The following is a 19,682-nucleotide window of genomic DNA, read 5'->3' as shown; positions in this document are numbered from 1 at the left end:
AGGCGCGTGCGCAGGTGGCGGGGGCTGCGGGGGCGGCCCGGGTGGGTGCCGGGCAGGAGCCAGGAGTGGTCGGTGCTCCGGCCGAGCGCGAGGGCGCCGTCGCGGTCTTCGGCGAGGTGGATCAGGAGCTGCTCCAGTGGTGGGGGTACCGCGACGGGGTGGGAACCGAGGGCGAGACGGATGCCTTCGTCGGCCTCACCGACTCAACCGGCCAGCCTCTGGCCTTCGCACCGCACGACTTCCGCCGCCTGTTCATCACCGATGCAAGCCCGGTGACCTGGTCATTCGGCCGGTAGCCGCGCTGCAACAGGGCTTGTTCGACCACGTCCAGGACCAGGCTTGCGTGCCTACTCGTTGATGCCTTCCAGCCCAGGATCCGGCGGGAGAAGGCATCGACGCAGAACGCGACGTAGACGGTGCCGGCCCAGCAGGCACGTAGGTGAAGTCCGCCGCCCACAGCCGGTCCGGGCCCGGAGCATGGAAGTCGCGATTGACCAGGTCGCCCGCGCGCCGGCCGACCTTGCCAGGCTCGGTGGTGCGGACCTTGCGGCCCCGCACTGCCCCGACCAGGCCCGCAGCCCGCATCAGGCGCTCGAGCGTGCAACGGGCCACCGGTATGCCCTCACACCGCAGTTGGTGCCCGACCTTGCGCGCCCCGTAGACCCCGTAGTTGGCCTGGTGGATCCGCTGGAATCTCGGCGGTGAGCTCAGCGTCGCGCACCGACCGCGCTGCAGGCGGGCGGCGTTGGACCGCGTAGTACGTCGAGGGGGCGAGGGCAAGGATGCGGCAGATCGGTTCGACACCGAACCGGCCACGATGGGTGTCGACGAAGCTGATCAGCGCGGGCGGTCGGGGGTCGAGTTCCGCTGCGAAGAAAGGGGCGCTGCTGGCGCTGCCTGGCAGATGGTTGATGGCCCCGAGGCTGCACTCGGCGTAGAGCTGAGCAATGCTTACGGATGCCGTCGATGCGGGCGGTGTTGGAAACGCGGCAGCGACGCCTGCCGCCCTGGAACGCGGCGAGGGCACCGTCGTGGTCAACGGGATGCAGTCGCCCTCCGACGCCTACCGCACCAGCGGAGGTCACAAAGACGCCACGAGCGCAGTTCCAATCCCTCGCCAGCGGCGAGTTCAGGCACTTCAAGGGGTTGCTCCATCCGCCCATCCTGCCGTTGGTTTGGTTCACGGGATCCTCGACGGCACTGCCGTGCGGTGGGAGGGCACGCAGGCTTTGGCCCGGTCGTACAGTTCCTGGGTGGTGGAGAAGTCGTGGGCGGTCCACGAGACGGTTACCTGCTGGGCGTTGGTCTTGTCGTTCCGGTCCATGCCGGCAGTCGCTCATGGGTCAGAGAATCGGGTGGCGGGCTCGGGCCGCCTCGATGTCCGGGACATGCTCTTCGGCCCAGAGCCGTACGGCACGGAGCGGAACGAGCAGAGAGCGGCCCAGCGGTGTCAGGGCGTACTCGACACGGGGCGGGTTCTCCTCGTAACTGTGGCGGCTGATCAGACCGTCGGCTTCCAGGGAGCGCAGAGTTTCGGTCAGGACCTTCGGGGTGATCCCCTGGATATGCCCCTTCAGCTCGGTGAAGCGGCGAGGTCCGTCGTCGAGGGCGTTGACGACGAACACGGTCCAGCGGGCGCCGATACGGTGCAGCACCGTGCGGCTCGGGCAGGTCGCTGCCATCACGTTGTACGCCTTGCCCATGGTTGCTCCCAGTTCCGTTGAAGATACCGGTATCAAATCCATACCGTTGCATCCGATGCTACGAGAGGGAGTGAGACGCATGGAGCGGATCCTGGTCATCGGCGGTGCACGGGCGCTCGGCGCGGCCGTCGCGAAGCGTGCAGCCAAGGACGGCTACGAGGTTGTTGTCGGTGCCCGCGATCTGGCTGCAGCCGACGCGCTGGCGCGCGAGATCGGCGCTGGCGCGGTGCGGGTCGATCTGCAGGACGAGTCGACGCTCGCGGCCGCGGCGGAGCTGCTGAAGGACGGAATTGACCACATCGTGACGACCGGTTCGGCGCCGCACGATGTTCGCGCGACCGAGCTGGATCGCGACCAGCTGCTGGCTGCGTTCACGGCGAAGGTGGTCGGCCCGATGCTGGTCGCCAAACACTTCGCGTCGGTACTGCGGCCGACCGGTTCGATGGTGCTGTTCTCCGGTGTTGTCGGCTGGCGCCCCGGGCCGGGATCACTCGTGAAAGGGGTCACCAACGGTGCGGTCGAGTACGCCGCGCGCCACCTCGCGGCGGATCTGGCGCCGGTACGGGTCAACGCCGTCTCGCCCGGTGTCATCGACTCGGGCACATGGGACCGTCTCGGTGACAAAAAAGCCGGCCTGCTGGACAAGAGCGCGGCCGGGACCTTCGTAGGACGCCACGGCAAGACCGACGACGTCGTCGACACGGTCATGTGGCTCCTCCGCGCGGGTTTTGTCTCCGGTGAGACGATCCACATCGAGGGCGGCGCCCGCCACAAAACCGCCTGACACCAAACCCCCGAATGCTGTCGACGTTCGCTGTCACGACACGTGAACAGAGCCCACGTGAACAGAGCCGACGCCCCGTTCTCGGACGCCCGGCGGTCCTCGTACGGTCTGCATCCGCACGGCGGTGGGGCCACCCCAATGCTGCGGGGTGGCCCCACCGCCGTATCGGTGCGCCGAGCCGTCGCCGTGCACGTCGTGGTCCGGGCATGCTTGGACGGACACGGTGTGGATCACCGACTCCACGCCGGTGCCGTGCGGCATGTCGCGCCCGACCGTCCAACGGTCAAACATGGCGGCCCGGGCCGGCTACTGTGCCTCGCACTCCCGCTTCTTCTGGGGGCTCCGTCTGTGCCTGGTGTGCACCCCGACCGGTATGCCGATCCTGTGGGCGCTGGCGAACCCGAAGCTGGACGAACGGGAGGTGCTGGCCGCGATGCTCGAAGTCGACGCGGAGCTCGTCGCCCCCGCGAGGGCATCATGCTCATCTCCGACAAGGGCTTCGCCTCGAAGGTGTTTGAGCTGGAACTCGCTGAGCTGGGCGTCGAGTTGCTTCGGCCGTCGTTCAAGCGCGAGAAGCAGCGGTACGGCAGATGATGCTCAAGAAGGTCCGCCAGCTCATCGAGTCAGTCAACGACACCCTCAAAGGCCAGCTTGACCTGGAACAACACGGCGGGCGGACCTTCGGGGGCGCCGCGATCCGGGTGGCCCGGCGGGTACTGGCGATGGCTGCCGGGATCTGGCACAACAACCAGGTCGGCGAACCCGTCACCCGCTCGCTGATCGCGTTTGACCACTGACGGCATTTGGCAGTGACTGCAGGCAGGCTCCCGCCGAGTCAAAGAACCTCGGTCTGCTGCGGGGTCACGCAGTGGGAGTACTCGCCAACCTGCACGATGTAGCCCTTCGGCGGCTCCAAGGACGTCGTCCACCAGATCCCGGTGACCTCCCCGACAGCTTCCCTCGTCGCGCCCGGTGTGTCCGGCTCCAAGCGGATTCGGACGCGGGTTCCTTCGGGCAGGTCGCTGCGATAGCGGGGCGGCATGTCGGAATGAAGTCCGCCCCGGGAGACCAGGAACTCCGACCGCAGCCTCCAGGGACTGCCGTCCTCGGTCTCCACGACGTAGAGCGGTCCGACGTGACCATCACGCTCGTCCTGCTCGATGACACACGCGACGATCACACCGCGTCTGCCTATGATCTCCGGCCCAAGCCGGCCCAATTTCGGAATCGGTGGGTGTGGCGTCGTCAGTTCTACCATCTCGCCATAAACCAGCGCGGCCCGTTCGGGCCAGGGAGTCTCGTCCAACAGCCACCGATGCTCGACGGTCATGAGCCCCTCCTGTTCATGGCCTCGGTAAACCAAAACACCATAACGACGGGACGTCAGGACAGAGTCTGGCCAGTTCTCCCATCGCTCGCTCATGCGGCTCCGGCCAGCCGGGCGGCGAGCGCTGTCACATCGAATCTACTCGTCTAGTGGCTACGTGGCTGCGCCAGGACCTGGAGAGTGTCACCGACAGCGCGCTCACCGGTGGCGTCCGAAGGTGCGTTGACGAGCTTGCCGTTCACCGCCATCGCCGTCGAGCCGCCGCCGTCCAGGTTGAGAGCCTCGACGGCGCCGAGCGAGCGCATGAACTCGGCGCCCTCCTGCAAGGTGAACCCCTCGCTGCCGCCGGTGAGGCGGCCGTCGACGGTGACCAGGAGGAGACGGCCGCGGGCGTCGATGCCGGCCATGGTGCGCGGTTGGCGGATGTTGGACCAGGCGTACCCGAACGAGAGGTCCTTCGGGTCGAGCGTGCCTTCGGTGGCGGCATCGATGCTGAGACGGCCGTCTTCGACCAGGGTGGGCGCGGCGCTGACGATGCTGTCGCCCTGCCCGAGCCGGACCCGTCGGCCCTCGGTGTCCCGTACGACCTCGGTGACCGGGACGCGCTGCCCGAGCGTGGCATGCGTGGTCAGCCAGTCCGCTGCGGTGCCGATTCCTTGCAGGACGGTGTCGCCGACCGGGACACGGCCGCCCCGGGCGCCGGTGGACACGACTCGGCCCGTGGCGTCGAGGACCACCTGGGTGCCGGCACCGGTGGGCAGGTTCGCGCCGAAGGCTGGGGTGAACTGGACCAGGTCGTCATTGGTGTGGCAGGTGACGTCCTGCCAGGGCAGCGAACTCGGCGTCAGGCCGGGCCGCCCGCAGTCCCGTACGGTGCCGGGGACCCGGTTGATGCCCTCCACGGCGTAACGCGACGCGCCCGCGCGGGCGGTGACCGTCGACGTCAGGTCCGCCACCCGGAAGCGCCGCCCTCCGTCTTCGACGATCAGCGCGGCGCGGGACCCCACTGCCATCGACTCCAACTGCCCGTCGTAGGCGGCGATGCCGGACTGGGTGCCCTGGACGCCGTCGGAGTTGGAGGTGACGAAGAAGCCGGCGTTGACGCCGACGAGCGAGCCGAGCTTCCCGGCCACCGACGACGTGGTCTCGCGCTGGGCCACGTTGCCGTCATGAGTGCCCGCCACGGTGCCGGAGAACTTGCGCGGGTCAATGACCGCGACGTGGATGTTCTCCACGTCCGCGGGCTGTTCGGGTTCGTAGCCGGTCCACTCGGCGACGGCATGGAACCCGGCCGCGTTGACGGAGGTCGCGACAGCCTGCGCCGCGGCCTTGTCGGCGTAGGAGCCCACACGTATGCGCAGGCCCATCGTGCCGTACGGAGTGTCGGCGTACCGCGGCCACCGAACGGTCTCGGTACGCGGCTGGAATCCGGCTGCTTTCAACCGGGCGGCGGTTTCGTCGGCCCAGGAGCGCGGGCCCACCTCGGCCCAGGCCGCGGCACCGGTGAGACGGCTGGTCGTCGATTCCTGCACGGTGACGGTCCACGTCGGCACGGAAGCGGCGTTACGGATCGTGCCTGTGCGCACCTCGACGCCGGGGGCCACGGTCTGCGTCGTCCACTCGGAACTCACCGGTCCACGGGATTCCGTCTGCGCAGACACCGGCCCGGAGAGCACGAACGGGGCGAGGACGGCCAGCACCGCGGTCGCGACTCCCACCGTCGTGCGCCTGGTCCCGTGCTCGTTCATGAAACCTCCCGGTTGCCGCAAGCGACGCGACTCGTCGACCGCTTGAGTCGATCACAGCCCATCCGGGGAAACGTGTCCCCGCTCCCCGAGGTGAAGGCCACACGAAGATTGCCCGACTCTCCCGTGACGTCGTTGAAGGCGGGGACGGAAACCGGCCGTGCCCCGCGGCAGGGCGGCGGCAGCTCCGGGAGCCGTTCAGCCGTCTCGGAGGTGTCGGAGGTGTCGGAGGTGTGCGTGAACTCCTGGATGGGCCTGGCGAGTTGTGCTGGATGATCCAGAGGATCAATGTGTAGCTGTCCTCGATCTCCCCGGTGATGCCATCCGAACACGGCAGGCGCCTGGCCGATCTCCTCCCGCATGACAGCTGGTTGACTCTCTCGTCGCTTACCTGCCCGTATTCGCCGTTGCAGAGGGCGTCGGCCTCGGCGGACATGAAGGCGTCGGCGAACGTCTTGCCCATTGCACGCAGCAGATCGGGACTCGCCGTCGGCTGCGGATCTGGACCTGCGCCGACGGCACCAAACCTCAGTTCGACCCGCCGGTCTGATGGCGCAGAACGCCATAAAGTCCCAGCGCAAGACGCTCCGTCACGCACGTGTGTGACGGAGCACGGCGTTTTGCGAGTGATCGCAAGGCGCGCGCAGGTCTCGGTGGGCCGGAGGGCCAGGTGTTACGCGCGTAAAATTCCGCGTCCGACGGCTTGCCGACAGCCCCTGAGCTCACGATACTTCGGAATTGAACTTGTCAGGAGCACGTCCAATCTGCCCGCCAGGCGGGCCCGTGTGCCGTACCCGCTCGCCCCTCTGAGCCGCATCCCCCCGCAGGAGGAACGCATGCGGATCAAGAAGCCCACCACTGCGAGACGCACGGAACCGCTCGCCACAGCGCCCGGCCCGATGACGGCACCCCCCGCGACTCTCACCACCATCCGCACGGACGGGTGCCCACCGAGGAACAGCCCGGACTCCCGCGGTGACGCGGTAGGAGAACCTCACGCAGGCCGCCGACCCGCCACCGTCGCGCGCGCACCACGACTCCCACTTCAAGGCCCGTGACCGGGATGCCGAACTCGTAGGGCACCGGCATGCGCTGACGGCCGGCCGGCCGGCCCCTCGCGGCACGAACACCACCCCCACCGGCGCGTCGGGGGTGTCTCACCGCCCTCTCGCGGCGGCCCTCCCCGTTCACCAGCACCCTGGTCCCGTTCCCGCGAGGCCAGGGCTCGAACGCGGAGTGCCACGAGAGGGTTGATCTGTCATGCACGCATCAAACTCACGCTGCTTTCGTGCGCCACCCGATGGAATTCGACATTCCGCTTCTGGAGGTCCCGTGAGATCGACCAAGTCGCTGTCCCTGCTCGCAGCTCTGGGCGCCGCAGCTCTCATCAGCCTGGGTCTGGCCGCTCCGGCCGAGGCCGCGGGACCGGTGTACGTCGCGCTGGGCGACTCGTACTCCGCCGGCAACGGCGCGGGCAACTACGACAGTGCGAGCGGCAGCTGCCACCGTAGCCTCAGCGCCTACCCCTACCTCTGGAAGAACGCGCACGCCCCGTCGTCCTTCGCGGACACGGCCTGCTCCGGCGCGGTCACCACGGACGTGACGAACTCCCAGCTCGGCCCCCTCACCTCCGCCACCACGCTGGTCTCCGTCACCATCGGCGGGAACGACGCGGGCTTCGCCGACGTCATGACGGCCTGCGCCACGGATTCGGACTCCGACTGCGTCAACAGGGTCGACCAGGCGGAGACGTACGCGCGGAACACCCTGCCCGCCCGCCTCGACGCCACCTACACCGCGATTCGCGCCAAGGCCCCCAACGCCAAGGTGGTCGTTCTGGGTTACCCGCACCTCTACACCCTCAACGTCTTCTGCATCGGGCTCAGCGACACCAAGCACCGCAAGATCGACGAGGCCTCGGACGTCCTCGACAGCGTCATCCAGGGCAGGGCCGCCGCGCACGGTTTCGTCTTCGGCGACGTCCGCACCACGTTCAACGGGCACGAACTGTGCTCCGGCGACGACTGGCTGCACTCCATCGTCATCTCGCCGACCTGGGAGTCCTACCACCCCACCGCCACCGGCCACGCGTCCGGCTTCTACCCCGTCCTCAACGCCAACAGCTGACCGGCCCGCCACCGCGCAGGCACCCGTTCCCGGGGTGCCTGCGCGCGAGGCACACTGACCGATGCGCCGCGGCGGGCCGGGGCGAGGGGCGGCGACGTGGCGCACTGGCAGGGAACCGACTTCACCGTGGACGGCCGCGAGCCGGCCGGCACCGAGGACCACTACCAGATCGGTCTGCACTGCTGGAACAGCGCGCAGCACCGCGCCGCGGCCCCCTATTTCCTGGAGACCGCCGCGTCCGCCGGTCACGACGCCGCCGTGGAACTCCTGGGGCACATCGCCTATCTGCAGGGCCACTATGCGATCGCGGTACCGCTGCTGCGGCAGAGCACGGGGTCGCCGCGGGCGGCCTACTACCTCGGCGTGCTGTACCACCAGGGCTGCCCCGAGGCCGGTATGGCCCGGTCGCTCGACGAAGCGGCCCGCCACTACCGGGCCGCAGGCCGACCAGATGCGTTGCGCGGGCCAGCCGGCCCGGGGCCCGGCCGCCCCGGGCGCCGGTGACGGCGGCCGGTTCCCGGTCCAGGGGCATACGGCCGTACAGGGACCGCTCCCAGGCGCCGCACCCGTACACGGCCCGGTGCCGCGGCTCCCAGCCGGCCGCGGCCAGCTCCACGCCAGCGTCCGCGCGACGGACCGTACCCGTGCGCCGGGACGGTGCCGCACACACCGTCCGGGCGCCCGGCAGGGGCGGCGCGGTGTACACCCCGGACACATTCATCGATTCCCTTTCTCAATGCCATAAAAAACAACTGTTGGACCTCTGAATCATCGGTTCCTAGGCTCGGCCGGGCAGGCCTTCCGTACGGGAAGACCTCGACCACCTGCGTTCCACACCCGGAGGAGACGTCCGATGAAGCAACGCACGATCGGCGGACGGACCGTGTCGGCGATCGGGCTCGGCGGCATGCCGATGTCCATCGAGGGCCGCCCCGAAGCCCGCAGATCGATCGCGACGATCCACGCCGCGCTGGACGCCGGTGTCACGTTCGTCGACACGGCGGACGCCTACCACCGCGACGCCGCCGAGGTCGGACACAACGAGGAGCTCATCGCCGGGGCCCTGCGCACGTACGGCCGGGGAGCGGACGACGTGCTGGTCGCGACGAAGGGGGGTCACCTGCGGCCCGGCGACGGCAGCTGGACCGTGAACGGTGATCCGGCTTATCTCAAGCGGGCCGCCAAGGAGTCGGCCAGGCGCCTCGGCGTCGAGGCGATCGGCCTCTACCAGTTCCACCGCCCCGACCCGCGGGTCCCGTACGCCGATTCGATCGGCGCGATCCGTGACCTGCTCGACGAGGGCGTGATCCGCATGGCGGGCATCTCGAACGCGACCGTGGACCAGATCGACGAGGCGAACCAGATCCTGGGCGGTCGCCTCGTATCGGTCCAGAACCAGTTCTCGCCCAGGTTCCGCTCCAGTCTGCGCGAGCTGGAGCACTGTGCCGGACTCGGGATCGCGTTCCTGCCCTGGAGCCCGCTGGGCGGCATCGCGAACGCGCCCGAGCTCTCGGCGCAGCAGGCCGCCTTCCGCGAGGTCGCGGACGAGGCCGGCGTCAGCGTCTACCGGGTGACCCTGGCCTGGGAACTCGCCCTGGCGCCCGTGGTGGTCTCGATCCCCGGGGCCTCCCGCCCCGAAAGCATCCGTGACTCGGCGGCCGCCACCGACGTCGAGCTCACTGCGGAGCAGATCTCCCGCCTGTCGGCGGCCTGAGGTGCCCGGCACCGCACCGCCCACCCACGTATGGACAAGGACCCGATCGTGAAGACGTTCAAACTGCCCGGCACCGACATGGTCGTCCCGAACATCGTGCTCGGCCTGATGCGCATCCAGGACAAGAGCGACGCCGAGGTCCGCGAACTTCTCGCGACCGCGATGGACGCCGGCATCACGTTCCTCGACCACGCCGACGTGTACGGCAGCGAACTGCACGGCTGTGAGCGCCGTTTCGCCGAGGCGATGCGACTGAGCCCCTCGCAGCGCGAAAAGCTGATCATCCAGTCGAAGGCGGGCATCGTCCGCGAAGGCCCGTACTTCGACTTCTCCTACGAGCACCTCGTCGAGTCGGTGGACGGTTCGCTCAAGGCTCTCGGCACCGACTACCTCGACATCCTGCTGCTGCACCGTCCCGACGCCCTGGTCGAACCCGAAGAGGTCGCGCGTGCCTTCGACGACCTGGCCGCAGCAGGCAAGGTGCGCGCCTTCGGCGTCTCGAACCACACCCCCCGCCAGATCGACCTGCTGCGCCGCCACGTCCGTCAGCCGCTGGTGGCCAACCAGCTCCAGCTGTCGATCACGCACGCCCCGCTCGTCGCGCAGGGCGTCGCGGCCAACATGCAGGGCCTGGACCAGTCGGTCAGCCGTGACGACGGGCTCCTGGACTACTGCCGGCTGCACGACATCACCGTGCAGGCCTGGTCGCCGTTCCAGGCCGGCTTCTTCGACGGGCCCTTCCTCGGCTCCGAGCGCCACCCCGAACTCAACGCCGTCATCGACCGCCTGGCGGCGAAGTACGCGGTGCCGTCCCTTGCCATCGCGACGGCCTGGATCACCCGCCACCCCGCCCGGATGCAGGTGGTCATCGGCACGACCACCCCGCAGCGCGTCGCGGACGCCGCCCTCGGATCGGACGTTCCCCTGACCCGTGCGGAGTGGTACGAACTGTTCCGCGCCGCCCAGTACATCGTTCCCTGACCGTCGCCCCACCCGCACGGCGGCGAGCCGTACGCCCGCCGCCGTGCGGCGGGTCCACGGGCGCTCCGAGCCGCCCGCGGACCTTGACCGCCGACCGGTGGACCCGATCAGTAGGAGAACTGCTGGATCTGGCTGCCGTCGCCCGCGTACGTCCAGCCCGTGCGGGTGGCCGGGTCGAGCTGGACGGCGCGTTCGTGATGCGAGTCGAGCCGTCCGTTGTAGGCCCCGAACTGCGGGTACTCCACGCCGGTGACCGTTTCCACCGTCCTGCCGGTCCTCAGGTCGACGACGGCGATGCGGCCGGTGGCGTTGTTGTCGGTGAAGCCGTACTGCTGGAAGCCTCCGGTGGGTTGCAGGTCCGGGTAGCGGAAGCCGAGGAGTGCCAGGTGGTGCCGGCCGTCGACCGCGAGGGCGACGGGTGCCTGAGCCGTCCCCACGTTGACCGGGTCACCGCCGTCCAGCTGCGCCAGATACCCGGTGCCGGGGAAGTTGACGCTGATGGAGTGGTACCACGTCTCGTAGAGGTGCCCCGCTTCATCGGAGGCGAGGGTTGCGGCGCACGGGGTTCCGCCCGGGCCCTGGGTGACCGTTGCCGTGTCCAGGTCGACCTTTGCCACCGTGCCGGAGCCGCTGCCGGCCAGGCAGTTGACGGTGGAGCCGGTCTTCTGCGCGGTGAAGACACCGGTCGTCCGGTCCAGCTCCAGCAGCCCGTACGGGGCGCCGCCCACCGCGGCCAAGTCGAGCTGGAGAGGTGTGCCCAGGGTGCCGGTCGCCGTGTCCACGGGCAGGACGAAGCCCGCCCTGTCCCCGGCGCGGGTCGCCAGCACGGCGGCCCGATGGCGTTCGTCGTCCACGCGTGCGCCGGTCACGACGTACTGGTCGTCGACGCGGGCGGGACGTCCGACGGCGTCACCGGTGCTCGTGTCGTAGGTCTCCAGCCACTGCTCGCCGGTGGTGGTCTGCTTGTGCAGCACGAGTACATGGTGGGAGGAGTCGACGCCGAACACCTCGTAGATAGAGCCGTGGGCGGGGTCGCCGGTGAGCTTGCGCCCGTAGGTTCCCTCGGCGGCGTCGTAGTCGTAGACCGAGCCCTCTGCGGTGGGGCTCTCGACCGACGCGACCGAGGTTCCTCCGGGGACGATCGCGAAGTCGGTCAGGTTGGTGCCGTCCGGGGCCGGTCCGTCGTCGTAGGCCAGCAAGGACGTCGGCGACGCCTGGCCGAGAATCCCGCCGCTGCTGTCGACGGCGAAGACCCGCACGTCGTAGGCGACGGACGAGGGCAGTTTGAGCGCCCGGGCGTCGAGCTTCGCCGTGCCCCGCGTGCCCTTCAGCGAACGCTCCAGCGTGGCCGGGCTGTCCACTCCGTCGTGGTCGCGGACGGTGCCGTTCTGATTGCTGACCAGGTTGTAGGAGCCGTACATGTTCGGCCCCGGAGCGGAGAACTCCAGGAGCGTGCCGGTCGCGCCCTGGACCCGCGACACGTCGTAGCTCACGGAGAACCGGGGCGCGGCCCGGGTGATCTCCAGCAGGTGCCCGGACCCGGCGGACGGCCCTCCGGACGGCTCGGCGCCCAGCGCCGGTGCGTCGGGACGCTGCGCGATGCCTGCGCCGTCGACCCGGACCGAGGCGAACTCCCCGTACAGCGGCACGCCCCTGGCGCCGCCGGTGGGATTCTGGACGATGCCGATCCCGTAGATGCCGCCGCCCGCCGTGAAGGCGTCGGCCGGGACGGTGACCGTCCCGCTCGGTGCGGTCAGCGGAACGCTGTAGGAAGCGGAGAAGATGGGAGCCGCCGCCGGGCTGAAGTGGCCGACCCCCGACACGACCAGCTCGGGCGAGCTGACGTTGCGCACGCCGCTGAGGTCGTAACGCACCCTCACCGAGCGGCCCGCCTCGACCACGGGCTGGACCACCGGGGCGAGTGCCTCGGCGTATCCCCCGTCGGTGGGGCCGAAGGCCAGCTCGTGGCGTGCGGCGGCGAGTACCTGGCGGCCGTGGCGCACCTCGAAGGTGAGGGAGAGCCGGCGGTCCGTCGTGGAGGTGACGGGCAGACCCGCCGCGGTGAGCATCTGTGTGGGTGTCAGCCGCACCGCGGGAGTGGCGGAGGTGAACTCCCGCTTCCCGATGCGCAGCACGTACTCGATGCCCTTGTCTCCCGTCAGGCCGGTCACGTCGGCACCGATCGTCACCGGTCCCACCAGGCCCTCCCCGGTGGCCCCGGACCCCGTGCCCGGTCCGGCCAGGTCGATGCGGCCCGGATCGGTGGATTCCAGGTAGCTGCCGCCGAGGCCGCCGACGGTCTGGCGGTGCGCCACGGACAGCCGCACGATCCTGGCCGCTCCGGTGCCGGCGGGCCCGGTGCCGGCGGCTCCGCCGTGTGCCTCGGCCAGTACGGCCTGGACGGCCGCCGTGACGTCGAGCTGCGGGCCCACGTGCAGCGGCCGGTCGACCTGCGGCGGCGTGGGGACGGCGCGGCCGGTCCGTTCCAGCAGCTCGCGCACGTCGTCGGGCGACGGGTGCCGGCCGGTCAGCCGTGAGGTCTGCAGGACGACCGCGGCGGCCGCCGCGATCTCGGGGGCGGAGGCGGAGGTGCCGCCGCTGAGGACCTCGGCGACGGACTGCGCGGTCTGCCCCTGGTGTTCGAAGGCGGGTATGCCGTCACTGGGCGCCGAGACGTCCACGCGGGTGCCGAACCCGGAGGAGAAGACACCGGAGCCGTTGAGCCGGGTGGTCGCCCAGGTGCCGGCCGTCGAGGCCGCGCCGCCGTCCTGCGGGGGAACGGACAGCGTGTCGTCGGTGGTCGTGCCGCCCGCGGCGATCGCCCCGGAGTCGAGGACCCGGGTGGGCGTGGTCGACATCTGGTCGTCGTCGATACGGGTGGTGTCGGCGGGCTTGCGTGTCACGTCGGTCGGTGTGCTTCCGCCGTCCGGTCCGACGGCGGCGTTGGTGTACAGGCGGGTGCCGTCGTTCGACGAGACGACGACGGTGATGCCGTACTGCCGCACGATGGACGCGATCACCGACTGCTGGACGGGGTCGTCCTCCAGGTAGCGGCCGGGCATGCCGTAGGCGTCGGTGCCGTAGCCCAGGCTGGCGGTGATCACGTCGGGCCGCGGTGTCTGCCGGGCCGCGGCCAGCAGGGCGACGGCGATCTGGCTGAAGGTCGGCTCCTGCGGGACGACGAGCCGGTACGTGGCGCCCGGGGCGATGCCCAGCAGATCGGAGTCCCCGCTGCCCTGCATCCCCGGGCGCTGCGCCTCGTGCGGGAGGGGTGCCATCACGGAGAAGTCCAGGAGCACCTCGCCGAGCGCCGGGTCCTGTCCCTGGGTCGAGCCGGCCGGGTCGAGGGCGCCGGTGGCGTCGGCGGTGTAGGTGGGGATCAGCGGCATGGTGGGGACGTCCAGGTACCGGCGGCCGTCGTGCAGGACGGTCGTCGGACCGGTCGAGGCGAGGTTCGGCGTCGACTCGTCGGTGAGGTCGCCGATCGAGACGTTGGTGATGGTCTCTCCGGTGCCCGGCAGCTGGCCGAACTCCCGCTTGAGCAGGCTGTAGGCGCCGGTGGCGTCGATGCCGCCGGCGTTGAGGAAGCTCTGCGTCGAGGTGGCGAGGGCCGCGTTGGCGGGGACACCGTCGTCGCCGGTCGTGCCGCTGGGCTGCGCCTTCGGCGTGTCCCGTCCGTCGGCGTCGGCACCGCCGGTTGCGGTCGCGGTTCCCGGTGCGCGCAGGGGTACGGCGCCGGTGTTCATCGGTGAGACGGTCTGGTCGGGTTCCGCGTAGACGACGCCCGGTGTCGCGGCCAGTGTCCGGGCGGCGGCGGTGGCGTCGCCATCGGCCAGCTGGACGACCTGGACCCTGGACAGGTCGACCGCGCCCGCGCCGAGCTTCGCCCGGGCGGCCGTGTGCAGTTCGCGGGCCTGCGCGGCGGTGAGTCCCGGGAGCAGGGGCCGGATGGAGACGGCGCGGGCGCGTCGCAGGGCGGTGTTCACCCCGGCGTCGGAGGTGAGCGGGGTGCGGACCCGCAGGTCGCTCCGCGCGCCCTTTGGTTCGCCGGTCACCTGGGCGTCGGGCCCCAGCACCATGAGGACCTGGTGGGGGCTGTCCGGCTTGGTCCGCACGGGATCGCGCTTCAGGAAGGAGCGCAGGGGACCGAGTGCGGAGGCACCCGGCACGGCTGACGGGGCGGGCGCGGCAAGCGCGTCCTTCGAGCCGGTACCGGACGCCGTGGCAGCCGCTGCGGACGCGGCCGCGTACTGCACGGGCGTGCCGAGCAGCAGGGCCGCGATGGCTATGGCGCCGACGCCACGAGCGACCGCTCGTCTCCGCCGTTTCATGGGCACTCCACTTCTTGCGTGAGGAGATCGGGGAAAGAGAAGGCGTCGGCCGTCTGAACGGCGCCGACGCGTGGGGAATCTGTCAACCCCTGGGAGCCGGCACAAGACGGGGGCCGTGGCGGACTTCCGTCAACTGGCAGAGATCGGTCACGCGAGCCGCGGGGCGACGCGGTCCGCCCTTGGCGCAGGGGCGGACGCGGGCGGGAGCGGACCGTGCGCGAGGATGGCGTGGTGGCCGCGTCGTAGCAGGTGGCGGCCGGTGGAAAGCGGACACCGGAGCTGGAAATGGAACTTGACGTCGTCGGCCTCAGCGACGGGTCGCAGCTGGTCTACACCGTCCTGGTCGGGCTGCCCCGCAGCAGCGCCTCCGAGATCGCCGAAGCCTGCGGCATGGGTGCGGCGGTGACCGGCCGTCATCTGTCCGCCCTGGTGAACAACGGCCTCGCGATCAGGTCGGCGGGCCGCCCGCCCCGCTTCACGGCCGCCGCTCCGGACGTGGCCGTCACCGAACTCATCCGGGAGAGCGAGCGCCGGCTCGACACGGCCCGCTCCCTGGTCCGGCAGCTCGCCGAGACGCATCGCGAGGCCAACCGGATCAGCGACCCGAGCATCGCCGTGGAGTTGCTCACCGGTCACGAGGACATCAATGCGGCCTTCCAGCGGCTCACCGGGAACGCCCGGCACCACATACGCGCCTTCGACCGGCCCCCCTACGTCAACCGCCCGGGCAGCGATCTGGACAACCAGCGCCGGCGGCAGCACACCGGCGTCGCCCATCGCGTCATCTACGACCGGGCCGCCGTGGCCTGGCCGGGCCGGCTTCGCGACGACATCCTGCCGAGCGTGCGGGCCGGTGAAGAAGCCAGAGTGCGGGCGGAGTTGCCGCTGAAACTGGTGATCGCCGACGACCGCTCGGCGATCATCCCCTTCAGTCTCGCCACCGGCGGCCATTCCGTGGCCTACCTCATCCACCGCTCCCCCATACTCGCCGCGCTGGAAGCACTCTTCGAGGCCGAGTGGGAACGTGCCACCCCGCTGCGGGACACCAGCCCGCCGACCACACGGAGCGACGGCCCCGACGCCGACACACGTGCCCTACTGGGCCTGCTCGCGTCCGGCTGCACGGACGCGGCCATCGCCCGCACCCAGGGCTGGAGCGAGCGCACCACCCAGCGCCGCATCCACCGCCTGATGACCGAACTGGGCGCGGCCACCCGCTTCCAGGCAGCAGCCCAGGCCGCCCGCCGCGGCTGGCTGCAGTGAGCGACGCTCCGGCATCGCCGCCGCCGTCCGCCCTGCGGTCATTCCCCGGGCCGCTGTGCCCGTTCCGCCTCCCGGAAAACCTCTCAAACGTCCGCCACAACCCCGCCATGCCGTTACTGAGCGTTTGGTCCTGTCTGGGTCGAGTTGGTGCCGTTTCAGAGTCCTGCGGCGCAGGGGTCGCTCGCTTGACGGGGCAGTCGACCCGTCCGCGACGCCCGGGGATCGTTTCGTTCCCACTGCTCCTGTCTGCTCCGAACACGCCCCGGAACATCGTCTTTTGACCGCTGGTAGCGCCGACCGCGGTCTGCTACTTCGCACATGACCCCGCACGGCCCCTGTCCCAGCGACCTGCCGGACGCGCGCTGGGAACTGATCGACCCCGAGCCCTCTGCTGACCGTGCTGGCCACCGCCGCCGGCGCCTCCGACACCGCAGCCAGCGTGACCCTGCTCTCCCGGATCGCCGCCACCCACCCGCACATCACGAAGGCCCGGGCGGAAGCGCGCGCTGCCGCACCCCCGCCATCGACCACGGAGCCCGCCACGGCATCGACATCCACCCCGTCCAACGCCCGCCCGGCGCCCGCGGGTTCACGATCATCCCGAGACGCTGGACCGTCAAGCGCAGCATCGGCTCGTCATGCACCACCGACGCCTCGCCCGCGACTACGAGACTCACCCGCACCGGTCCGAAGCCATGATCCACCTTGTCATGATCGGCCTCATGGCCCGCAGACTCACCGGCGAAAGCCACCCTGAACTGGCACGGAACCTGACCCGGAGCCAAACACGAATCAACGCACCAAACGCTCAGTTAGAGGACGGTTCGTAAGTTCTTGCCCTATTGCACATGGCGAGCACTTCAATTGGCGGGTGAGAAGGTGACGGGTCGGTGTCCCGCAACGCACGAGGCTCCCGTGCCGTTGAGACAGGTATTCGGCGTCTCAACTCATCAGCGCAGGAGCCTCATTGGTTCCTTATCCTGCCGCACTCGACCTCCCGCACGCCCTCGTCGAGTGGGTAACCACGCTCATCGTCACCCGCGAGGGTGGCCGCCGCTGCAAGCTCCCACCGCACCGGCGTGCTCTCGTCGCTCTGCGAACGCCAGTGCGTTCCCGTTCCAGCCGACCCTGCCTACATCGGGGCCAGCCCCTGCGTGACCACGCCGATCAGGCGACTCCCGCACCAGGACCTCACCCCGACCCAGCACACGATCAACCAGGCCCTGTCGGCGGCGCGGGCGCCAGTCGAACGAAGCGTCGCGAGAGTGAAGTCCTGGCGCATCTTTCGCAGTGCCAGCTGCAGCCCCAACCCCATGACGGTCATCACCAAAGCCGTCCTCACCCTGGAGAGACAACGCTCGAAACCCTCAGTCATCTAAGATCGCCGCACAGGAAAACGGTGCGGGGTGGCGGCGTGCTCTGGTGGGCTCTGGACGAGATACGAGTGCAGGTGACGGGGCGCGACGCCCGTTACTCGCAAGTGGTGTTGGAGCTGGCCTGGAATCCGGGCCCGGGGGCGGATGCGTCGCTTGCGGCGCAGGTTCTGGCCGGGATGACGAAGCGGGCGTGGCTGTCGGCGCCGATCGGGTCGGTGGTCCTCGTGGCACCCGGAGCCGGTGCACACCCGGGGGTGGAGCCGGCCGTGGACAAGGTCCAGGAGCTGTGGCCGGCGGCGGTGGTCACGGTGGTGGACGAGGCAGTGGCCGCCCTGGCCGGTGCCGGCCTGGCCCCGGAGCCGGCCGCGTGTGTCGTGGTGCACCAGGACGGGCTGCGCACCTCGGTCGCTGTCGTCGCCGGGCGCGAGGCGATCGCCGGTGGTCTGGCGACCGGTGGCACGCGAGGTCTGGCCCAGGCGGTGGTAGAGCATCTGCAGGCCGAGCACCGGCTCGATGCCGGCCTGGAGCAGGCGTGGGCCGCGGTCGTTCACGGCGGTGCGTTCGCGCCGTCGCCAACGGTGCCCACCCCCAGGCCCGTCCTGGGAACGGTGATCACCGAGGATCGTGTCTTCCCTGCGCCGCCGGGCAAGGTCACCTTGTCGCCGACCGAACTGCGCGCCGTCGTGGCCCATGCCTATCAGCCGGTGGTGGGCCTCGTGGAGCAGGTGTTGCGTGAGGCGCCGCCGGAGACCGTCCGGCAGGCGACCGCCGGCGGGCTGCTGCTGACCGGCCCGCACCCGCCCGGAGCGGAGGACCATCTGACGGATCTGACCGGGCTCCCCGCTCGCCGAGTGGTCGAACCGAAGGCAGGACATCACCGCCTCCAGGTCCTCCTCGACGGGGTGGCCCGTCTGCTCGCCGAGAAGCCGCCTGCCCCCGTCGTCGCCGAGCACCGCATCGACCTGGCAGAGAAGCTGCAGCTGCTGGAGAAGCTCGGTCTGCGGCCACCACGTGATCTGAACGCCGACGACAGGTAAATCCCATGCGGAACGCCCCGGGCCAGGACTTGTGCGGCTTCCGCGGAGCGATCACCACACCGAAGGGCGGGCATCACACCGGAACAGACTTGGGGAGGAACCGGTGAGCACTACCGAGCGGAGATGGCTCGTGCGGTTTTCGTGGGCGGCACTCGCGGTGCCGGCGAGCGCGATGCTGACGGCGATTGCGTTCGGCCTCGTCTACGGTGCGTCGCTGACGCCCGTCGGATGGCGGAACACGTTCGTCATGGGCTTCGTCGGGATGGTGCTGGGCGGGGGTCTGCTCGGGTTGGCGTTCGTCCTGTACGACTTTCGGACCCAGAACCCGGAGGAGGGCGTCCATGTACAGGAGATCGCGGTGGCCATCTGCGTCGCTGTGACCATGTTTGTGGGGTGGATCGTCCTCAAGGACCACGCGTTGCACGAGCGTGGCCGACCCGTCCGAGCGGTCGTGACGGCTCTGCAGGCCAGCGCCGGCCCGTTCGACGCCGGAACGGAAGCGGTCCTGGCGGATGCCTCCCACCACCCGCTCGGCGCCATCGGCGCGGGGGACCTCGCTGTCGGTGACCACATCACCGTCACCATCGATCCCCGGGGCAGGTACGGCGTCAGTGCCGGCCCGCCGCCCGCCAATCCCGAATGGCTCTGGACGCTGTCCGCCCTGATCGCCGTGGTTCAGGCCCTGCTCACCGCCTCAATCGGTTTCAGTGCGGCCAGGGCACGGGAGCACTGGCCGCCTCGGGCCAGGTGAGCCGACTCGGCTGACAGCGCCCGCGCCCACGCCGCTTCATCGGCGACGTGGCCTGCGGCATCAGCCATGTTCCCGTCTCGGAAGATCTGGCCGACGGCCGACTTGCCGCGCCGCGGGAAAAAGATCGCCTCACGACCCTGGCCACGGTGGCCCTCCCGTACGGGAAACGATCACACGACAGACGGGAAGCGGTCTTCAACCCCTCCTGACGCCGCAGGCGGGGTGTACTCGTGAACACCCCGAGTCAGCCAGAATCCGCCAGTGGTACATCAGGGGGAATCCCGCATGCTCGCCGCTGAGAACCCGGTTCGTGGTCATGATGTGCATGGCAAGCTCCCGCCAGGCACCGAACCCGGCCGAGCCCACCCCGTACTGGTGGAACATCGGCAGTTCGAAGACGTTCGCCCTTGACCGCACGTTCTCCACGCGTAATGCGGTGTCCGTCAAAGGGATCCGCTTGATGAAGCCAGGCGCAGGCGAAGCCGGAAAGGCCTGCCGATGGCGAACACGGCATACAGAAGTCCCCAGGCATCGGGTCGCTAC

The 19,682-nt window shown here is 70.1% G+C and carries 15 protein-coding genes and 4 pseudogenes; 11 read left to right on the top strand and 8 right to left on the bottom strand.

Annotated features, from left to right (window positions below):
- The first annotated feature begins 65 nt into the window (after positions 1–65).
- The gene (locus tag ACFY0K_RS05990; protein WP_390638865.1) at positions 66–296 is read left to right on the top strand and encodes a hypothetical protein; all 231 of its coding nucleotides are present in this window, start codon (positions 66–68) and stop codon (positions 294–296) included.
- Between the two features lie 50 nt (positions 297–346).
- On the opposite strand, the pseudogene ACFY0K_RS05985 reads toward ACFY0K_RS05990, so the two are convergent.
- From ACFY0K_RS05985 to ACFY0K_RS05970, 4 genes and pseudogenes are all read right to left on the bottom strand, one after another.
- Positions 347–457, bottom strand: a pseudogene (locus ACFY0K_RS05985) (hypothetical protein); the annotation flags it as partial.
- 98 nt (positions 458–555) lie between these two features.
- Positions 556–804 (bottom strand): annotated as a pseudogene (locus tag ACFY0K_RS05980) (IS3 family transposase); the annotation flags it as partial.
- 376 nt (positions 805–1,180) lie between these two features.
- The gene (locus tag ACFY0K_RS05975; RefSeq protein ID WP_390638784.1) at positions 1,181–1,324 is read right to left on the bottom strand and encodes a hypothetical protein; all 144 of its coding nucleotides are present in this window, start codon (positions 1,322–1,324) and stop codon (positions 1,181–1,183) included.
- Between the two features lie 19 nt (positions 1,325–1,343).
- A complete protein-coding gene (locus tag ACFY0K_RS05970; protein WP_390638783.1) occupies positions 1,344–1,703 on the bottom strand; it encodes a winged helix-turn-helix transcriptional regulator in 360 nt (119 codons plus the stop codon).
- A 79-nt stretch (positions 1,704–1,782) separates the two neighbouring features.
- Here ACFY0K_RS05970 and ACFY0K_RS05965 point away from each other — a divergent pair, with 79 nt between their 5' ends.
- On the top strand, positions 1,783–2,487 hold the full coding sequence (locus ACFY0K_RS05965) for an SDR family oxidoreductase (RefSeq protein ID WP_390638782.1): 705 nt from the start codon (positions 1,783–1,785) through the stop codon (positions 2,485–2,487).
- 590 nt (positions 2,488–3,077) lie between these two features.
- Positions 3,078–3,284 carry a hypothetical protein gene (locus ACFY0K_RS05960; protein WP_390638781.1) on the top strand — a complete coding sequence of 69 codons (207 nt, stop codon included), beginning with the start codon at positions 3,078–3,080 and terminating at the stop codon, positions 3,282–3,284.
- Positions 3,285–3,322: 38 nt separating this feature from the next.
- On the opposite strand, the gene ACFY0K_RS05955 is transcribed toward ACFY0K_RS05960, so the two are convergent.
- Entirely contained in the window at positions 3,323–3,817 is a 495-nt protein-coding gene (locus ACFY0K_RS05955) for a hypothetical protein (RefSeq protein ID WP_390638780.1), read from the bottom strand.
- Between the two features lie 143 nt (positions 3,818–3,960).
- Positions 3,961–5,562, bottom strand: a complete 1,602-nt coding sequence (locus ACFY0K_RS05950) for a phosphodiester glycosidase family protein (RefSeq protein WP_390638779.1) — start codon at positions 5,560–5,562, stop codon at positions 3,961–3,963.
- Positions 5,563–6,891: 1,329 nt separating this feature from the next.
- Here ACFY0K_RS05950 and ACFY0K_RS05945 point away from each other — a divergent pair.
- The 4 genes from ACFY0K_RS05945 (at position 6,892) to ACFY0K_RS05930 (ending at position 10,381) form a co-directional block, all read left to right on the top strand.
- A complete protein-coding gene (locus ACFY0K_RS05945; protein WP_390638778.1) occupies positions 6,892–7,686 on the top strand; it encodes an SGNH/GDSL hydrolase family protein in 795 nt (264 codons plus the stop codon).
- A 96-nt stretch (positions 7,687–7,782) separates the two neighbouring features.
- Positions 7,783–8,190 carry a hypothetical protein gene (locus ACFY0K_RS05940; protein ID WP_390638777.1) on the top strand — a complete coding sequence of 136 codons (408 nt, stop codon included), beginning with the start codon at positions 7,783–7,785 and terminating at the stop codon, positions 8,188–8,190.
- A gap of 349 nt (positions 8,191–8,539) precedes the next feature.
- Positions 8,540–9,400: an aldo/keto reductase gene (locus tag ACFY0K_RS05935; RefSeq protein ID WP_390638776.1), complete on the top strand. Its 861-nt coding sequence runs from the start codon at positions 8,540–8,542 to the stop codon at positions 9,398–9,400.
- A gap of 48 nt (positions 9,401–9,448) precedes the next feature.
- On the top strand, positions 9,449–10,381 hold the full coding sequence (locus tag ACFY0K_RS05930; protein ID WP_390638775.1) for an aldo/keto reductase family oxidoreductase: 933 nt from the start codon (positions 9,449–9,451) through the stop codon (positions 10,379–10,381).
- A 107-nt stretch (positions 10,382–10,488) separates the two neighbouring features.
- Here ACFY0K_RS05930 and ACFY0K_RS05925 read toward each other — a convergent pair whose 3' ends face one another.
- Entirely contained in the window at positions 10,489–14,712 is a 4,224-nt protein-coding gene (locus ACFY0K_RS05925) for a S8 family serine peptidase (RefSeq protein ID WP_390638774.1), read from the bottom strand.
- 285 nt (positions 14,713–14,997) lie between these two features.
- On the opposite strand from ACFY0K_RS05925, the gene ACFY0K_RS05920 reads away from it, so the two are divergent.
- The 4 genes and pseudogenes from ACFY0K_RS05920 (at position 14,998) to ACFY0K_RS05905 (ending at position 19,139) form a co-directional block, all read left to right on the top strand.
- Positions 14,998–15,975 (top strand): helix-turn-helix domain-containing protein, encoded by a 978-nt coding sequence (locus ACFY0K_RS05920; RefSeq protein ID WP_390638773.1) that lies wholly within the window; start codon positions 14,998–15,000, stop codon positions 15,973–15,975.
- A gap of 967 nt (positions 15,976–16,942) precedes the next feature.
- Positions 16,943–17,354: pseudogene (locus ACFY0K_RS05915) on the top strand (transposase family protein).
- Positions 17,355–17,389: 35 nt separating this feature from the next.
- Entirely contained in the window at positions 17,390–18,388 is a 999-nt protein-coding gene (locus ACFY0K_RS05910) for a rod shape-determining protein (protein ID WP_390638772.1), read from the top strand.
- A gap of 103 nt (positions 18,389–18,491) precedes the next feature.
- A complete protein-coding gene (locus ACFY0K_RS05905) occupies positions 18,492–19,139 on the top strand; it encodes a hypothetical protein (RefSeq protein WP_390638771.1) in 648 nt (215 codons plus the stop codon).
- 240 nt (positions 19,140–19,379) lie between these two features.
- On the opposite strand, the pseudogene ACFY0K_RS05900 reads toward ACFY0K_RS05905, so the two are convergent.
- Positions 19,380–19,604, bottom strand: a pseudogene (locus tag ACFY0K_RS05900) (protein kinase family protein); the annotation flags it as partial.
- Positions 19,605–19,682 lie beyond the last annotated feature (78 nt).

The organism is Streptomyces sp. NPDC001507 (assembly GCF_042894765.1).
Classification (GTDB): domain Bacteria; phylum Actinomycetota; class Actinomycetes; order Streptomycetales; family Streptomycetaceae; genus Streptomyces.
The sequence above is the reverse complement of the archived record's forward strand: the minus strand, read 5'-3'. Positions and strand labels throughout refer to the sequence as shown.

Coding starts and splice junctions, on each gene's coding strand:
- ACFY0K_RS05975 (WP_390638784.1), bottom strand. CDS start 1,324: ATGGACCGGAACGACAAGACCAACGCCCAGCAGGTAACCGTCTCGTGG.
- ACFY0K_RS05970 (WP_390638783.1), bottom strand. CDS start 1,703: ATGGGCAAGGCGTACAACGTGATGGCAGCGACCTGCCCGAGCCGCACG.
- ACFY0K_RS05965 (WP_390638782.1), top strand. CDS start 1,783: ATGGAGCGGATCCTGGTCATCGGCGGTGCACGGGCGCTCGGCGCGGCC.
- ACFY0K_RS05960 (WP_390638781.1), top strand. CDS start 3,078: ATGATGCTCAAGAAGGTCCGCCAGCTCATCGAGTCAGTCAACGACACC.
- ACFY0K_RS05955 (WP_390638780.1), bottom strand. CDS start 3,817: ATGACCGTCGAGCATCGGTGGCTGTTGGACGAGACTCCCTGGCCCGAA.
- ACFY0K_RS05950 (WP_390638779.1), bottom strand. CDS start 5,562: ATGAACGAGCACGGGACCAGGCGCACGACGGTGGGAGTCGCGACCGCG.
- ACFY0K_RS05935 (WP_390638776.1), top strand. CDS start 8,540: ATGAAGCAACGCACGATCGGCGGACGGACCGTGTCGGCGATCGGGCTC.
- ACFY0K_RS05925 (WP_390638774.1), bottom strand. CDS start 14,712: ATGAAACGGCGGAGACGAGCGGTCGCTCGTGGCGTCGGCGCCATAGCC.
- ACFY0K_RS05920 (WP_390638773.1), top strand. CDS start 14,998: ATGGAACTTGACGTCGTCGGCCTCAGCGACGGGTCGCAGCTGGTCTAC.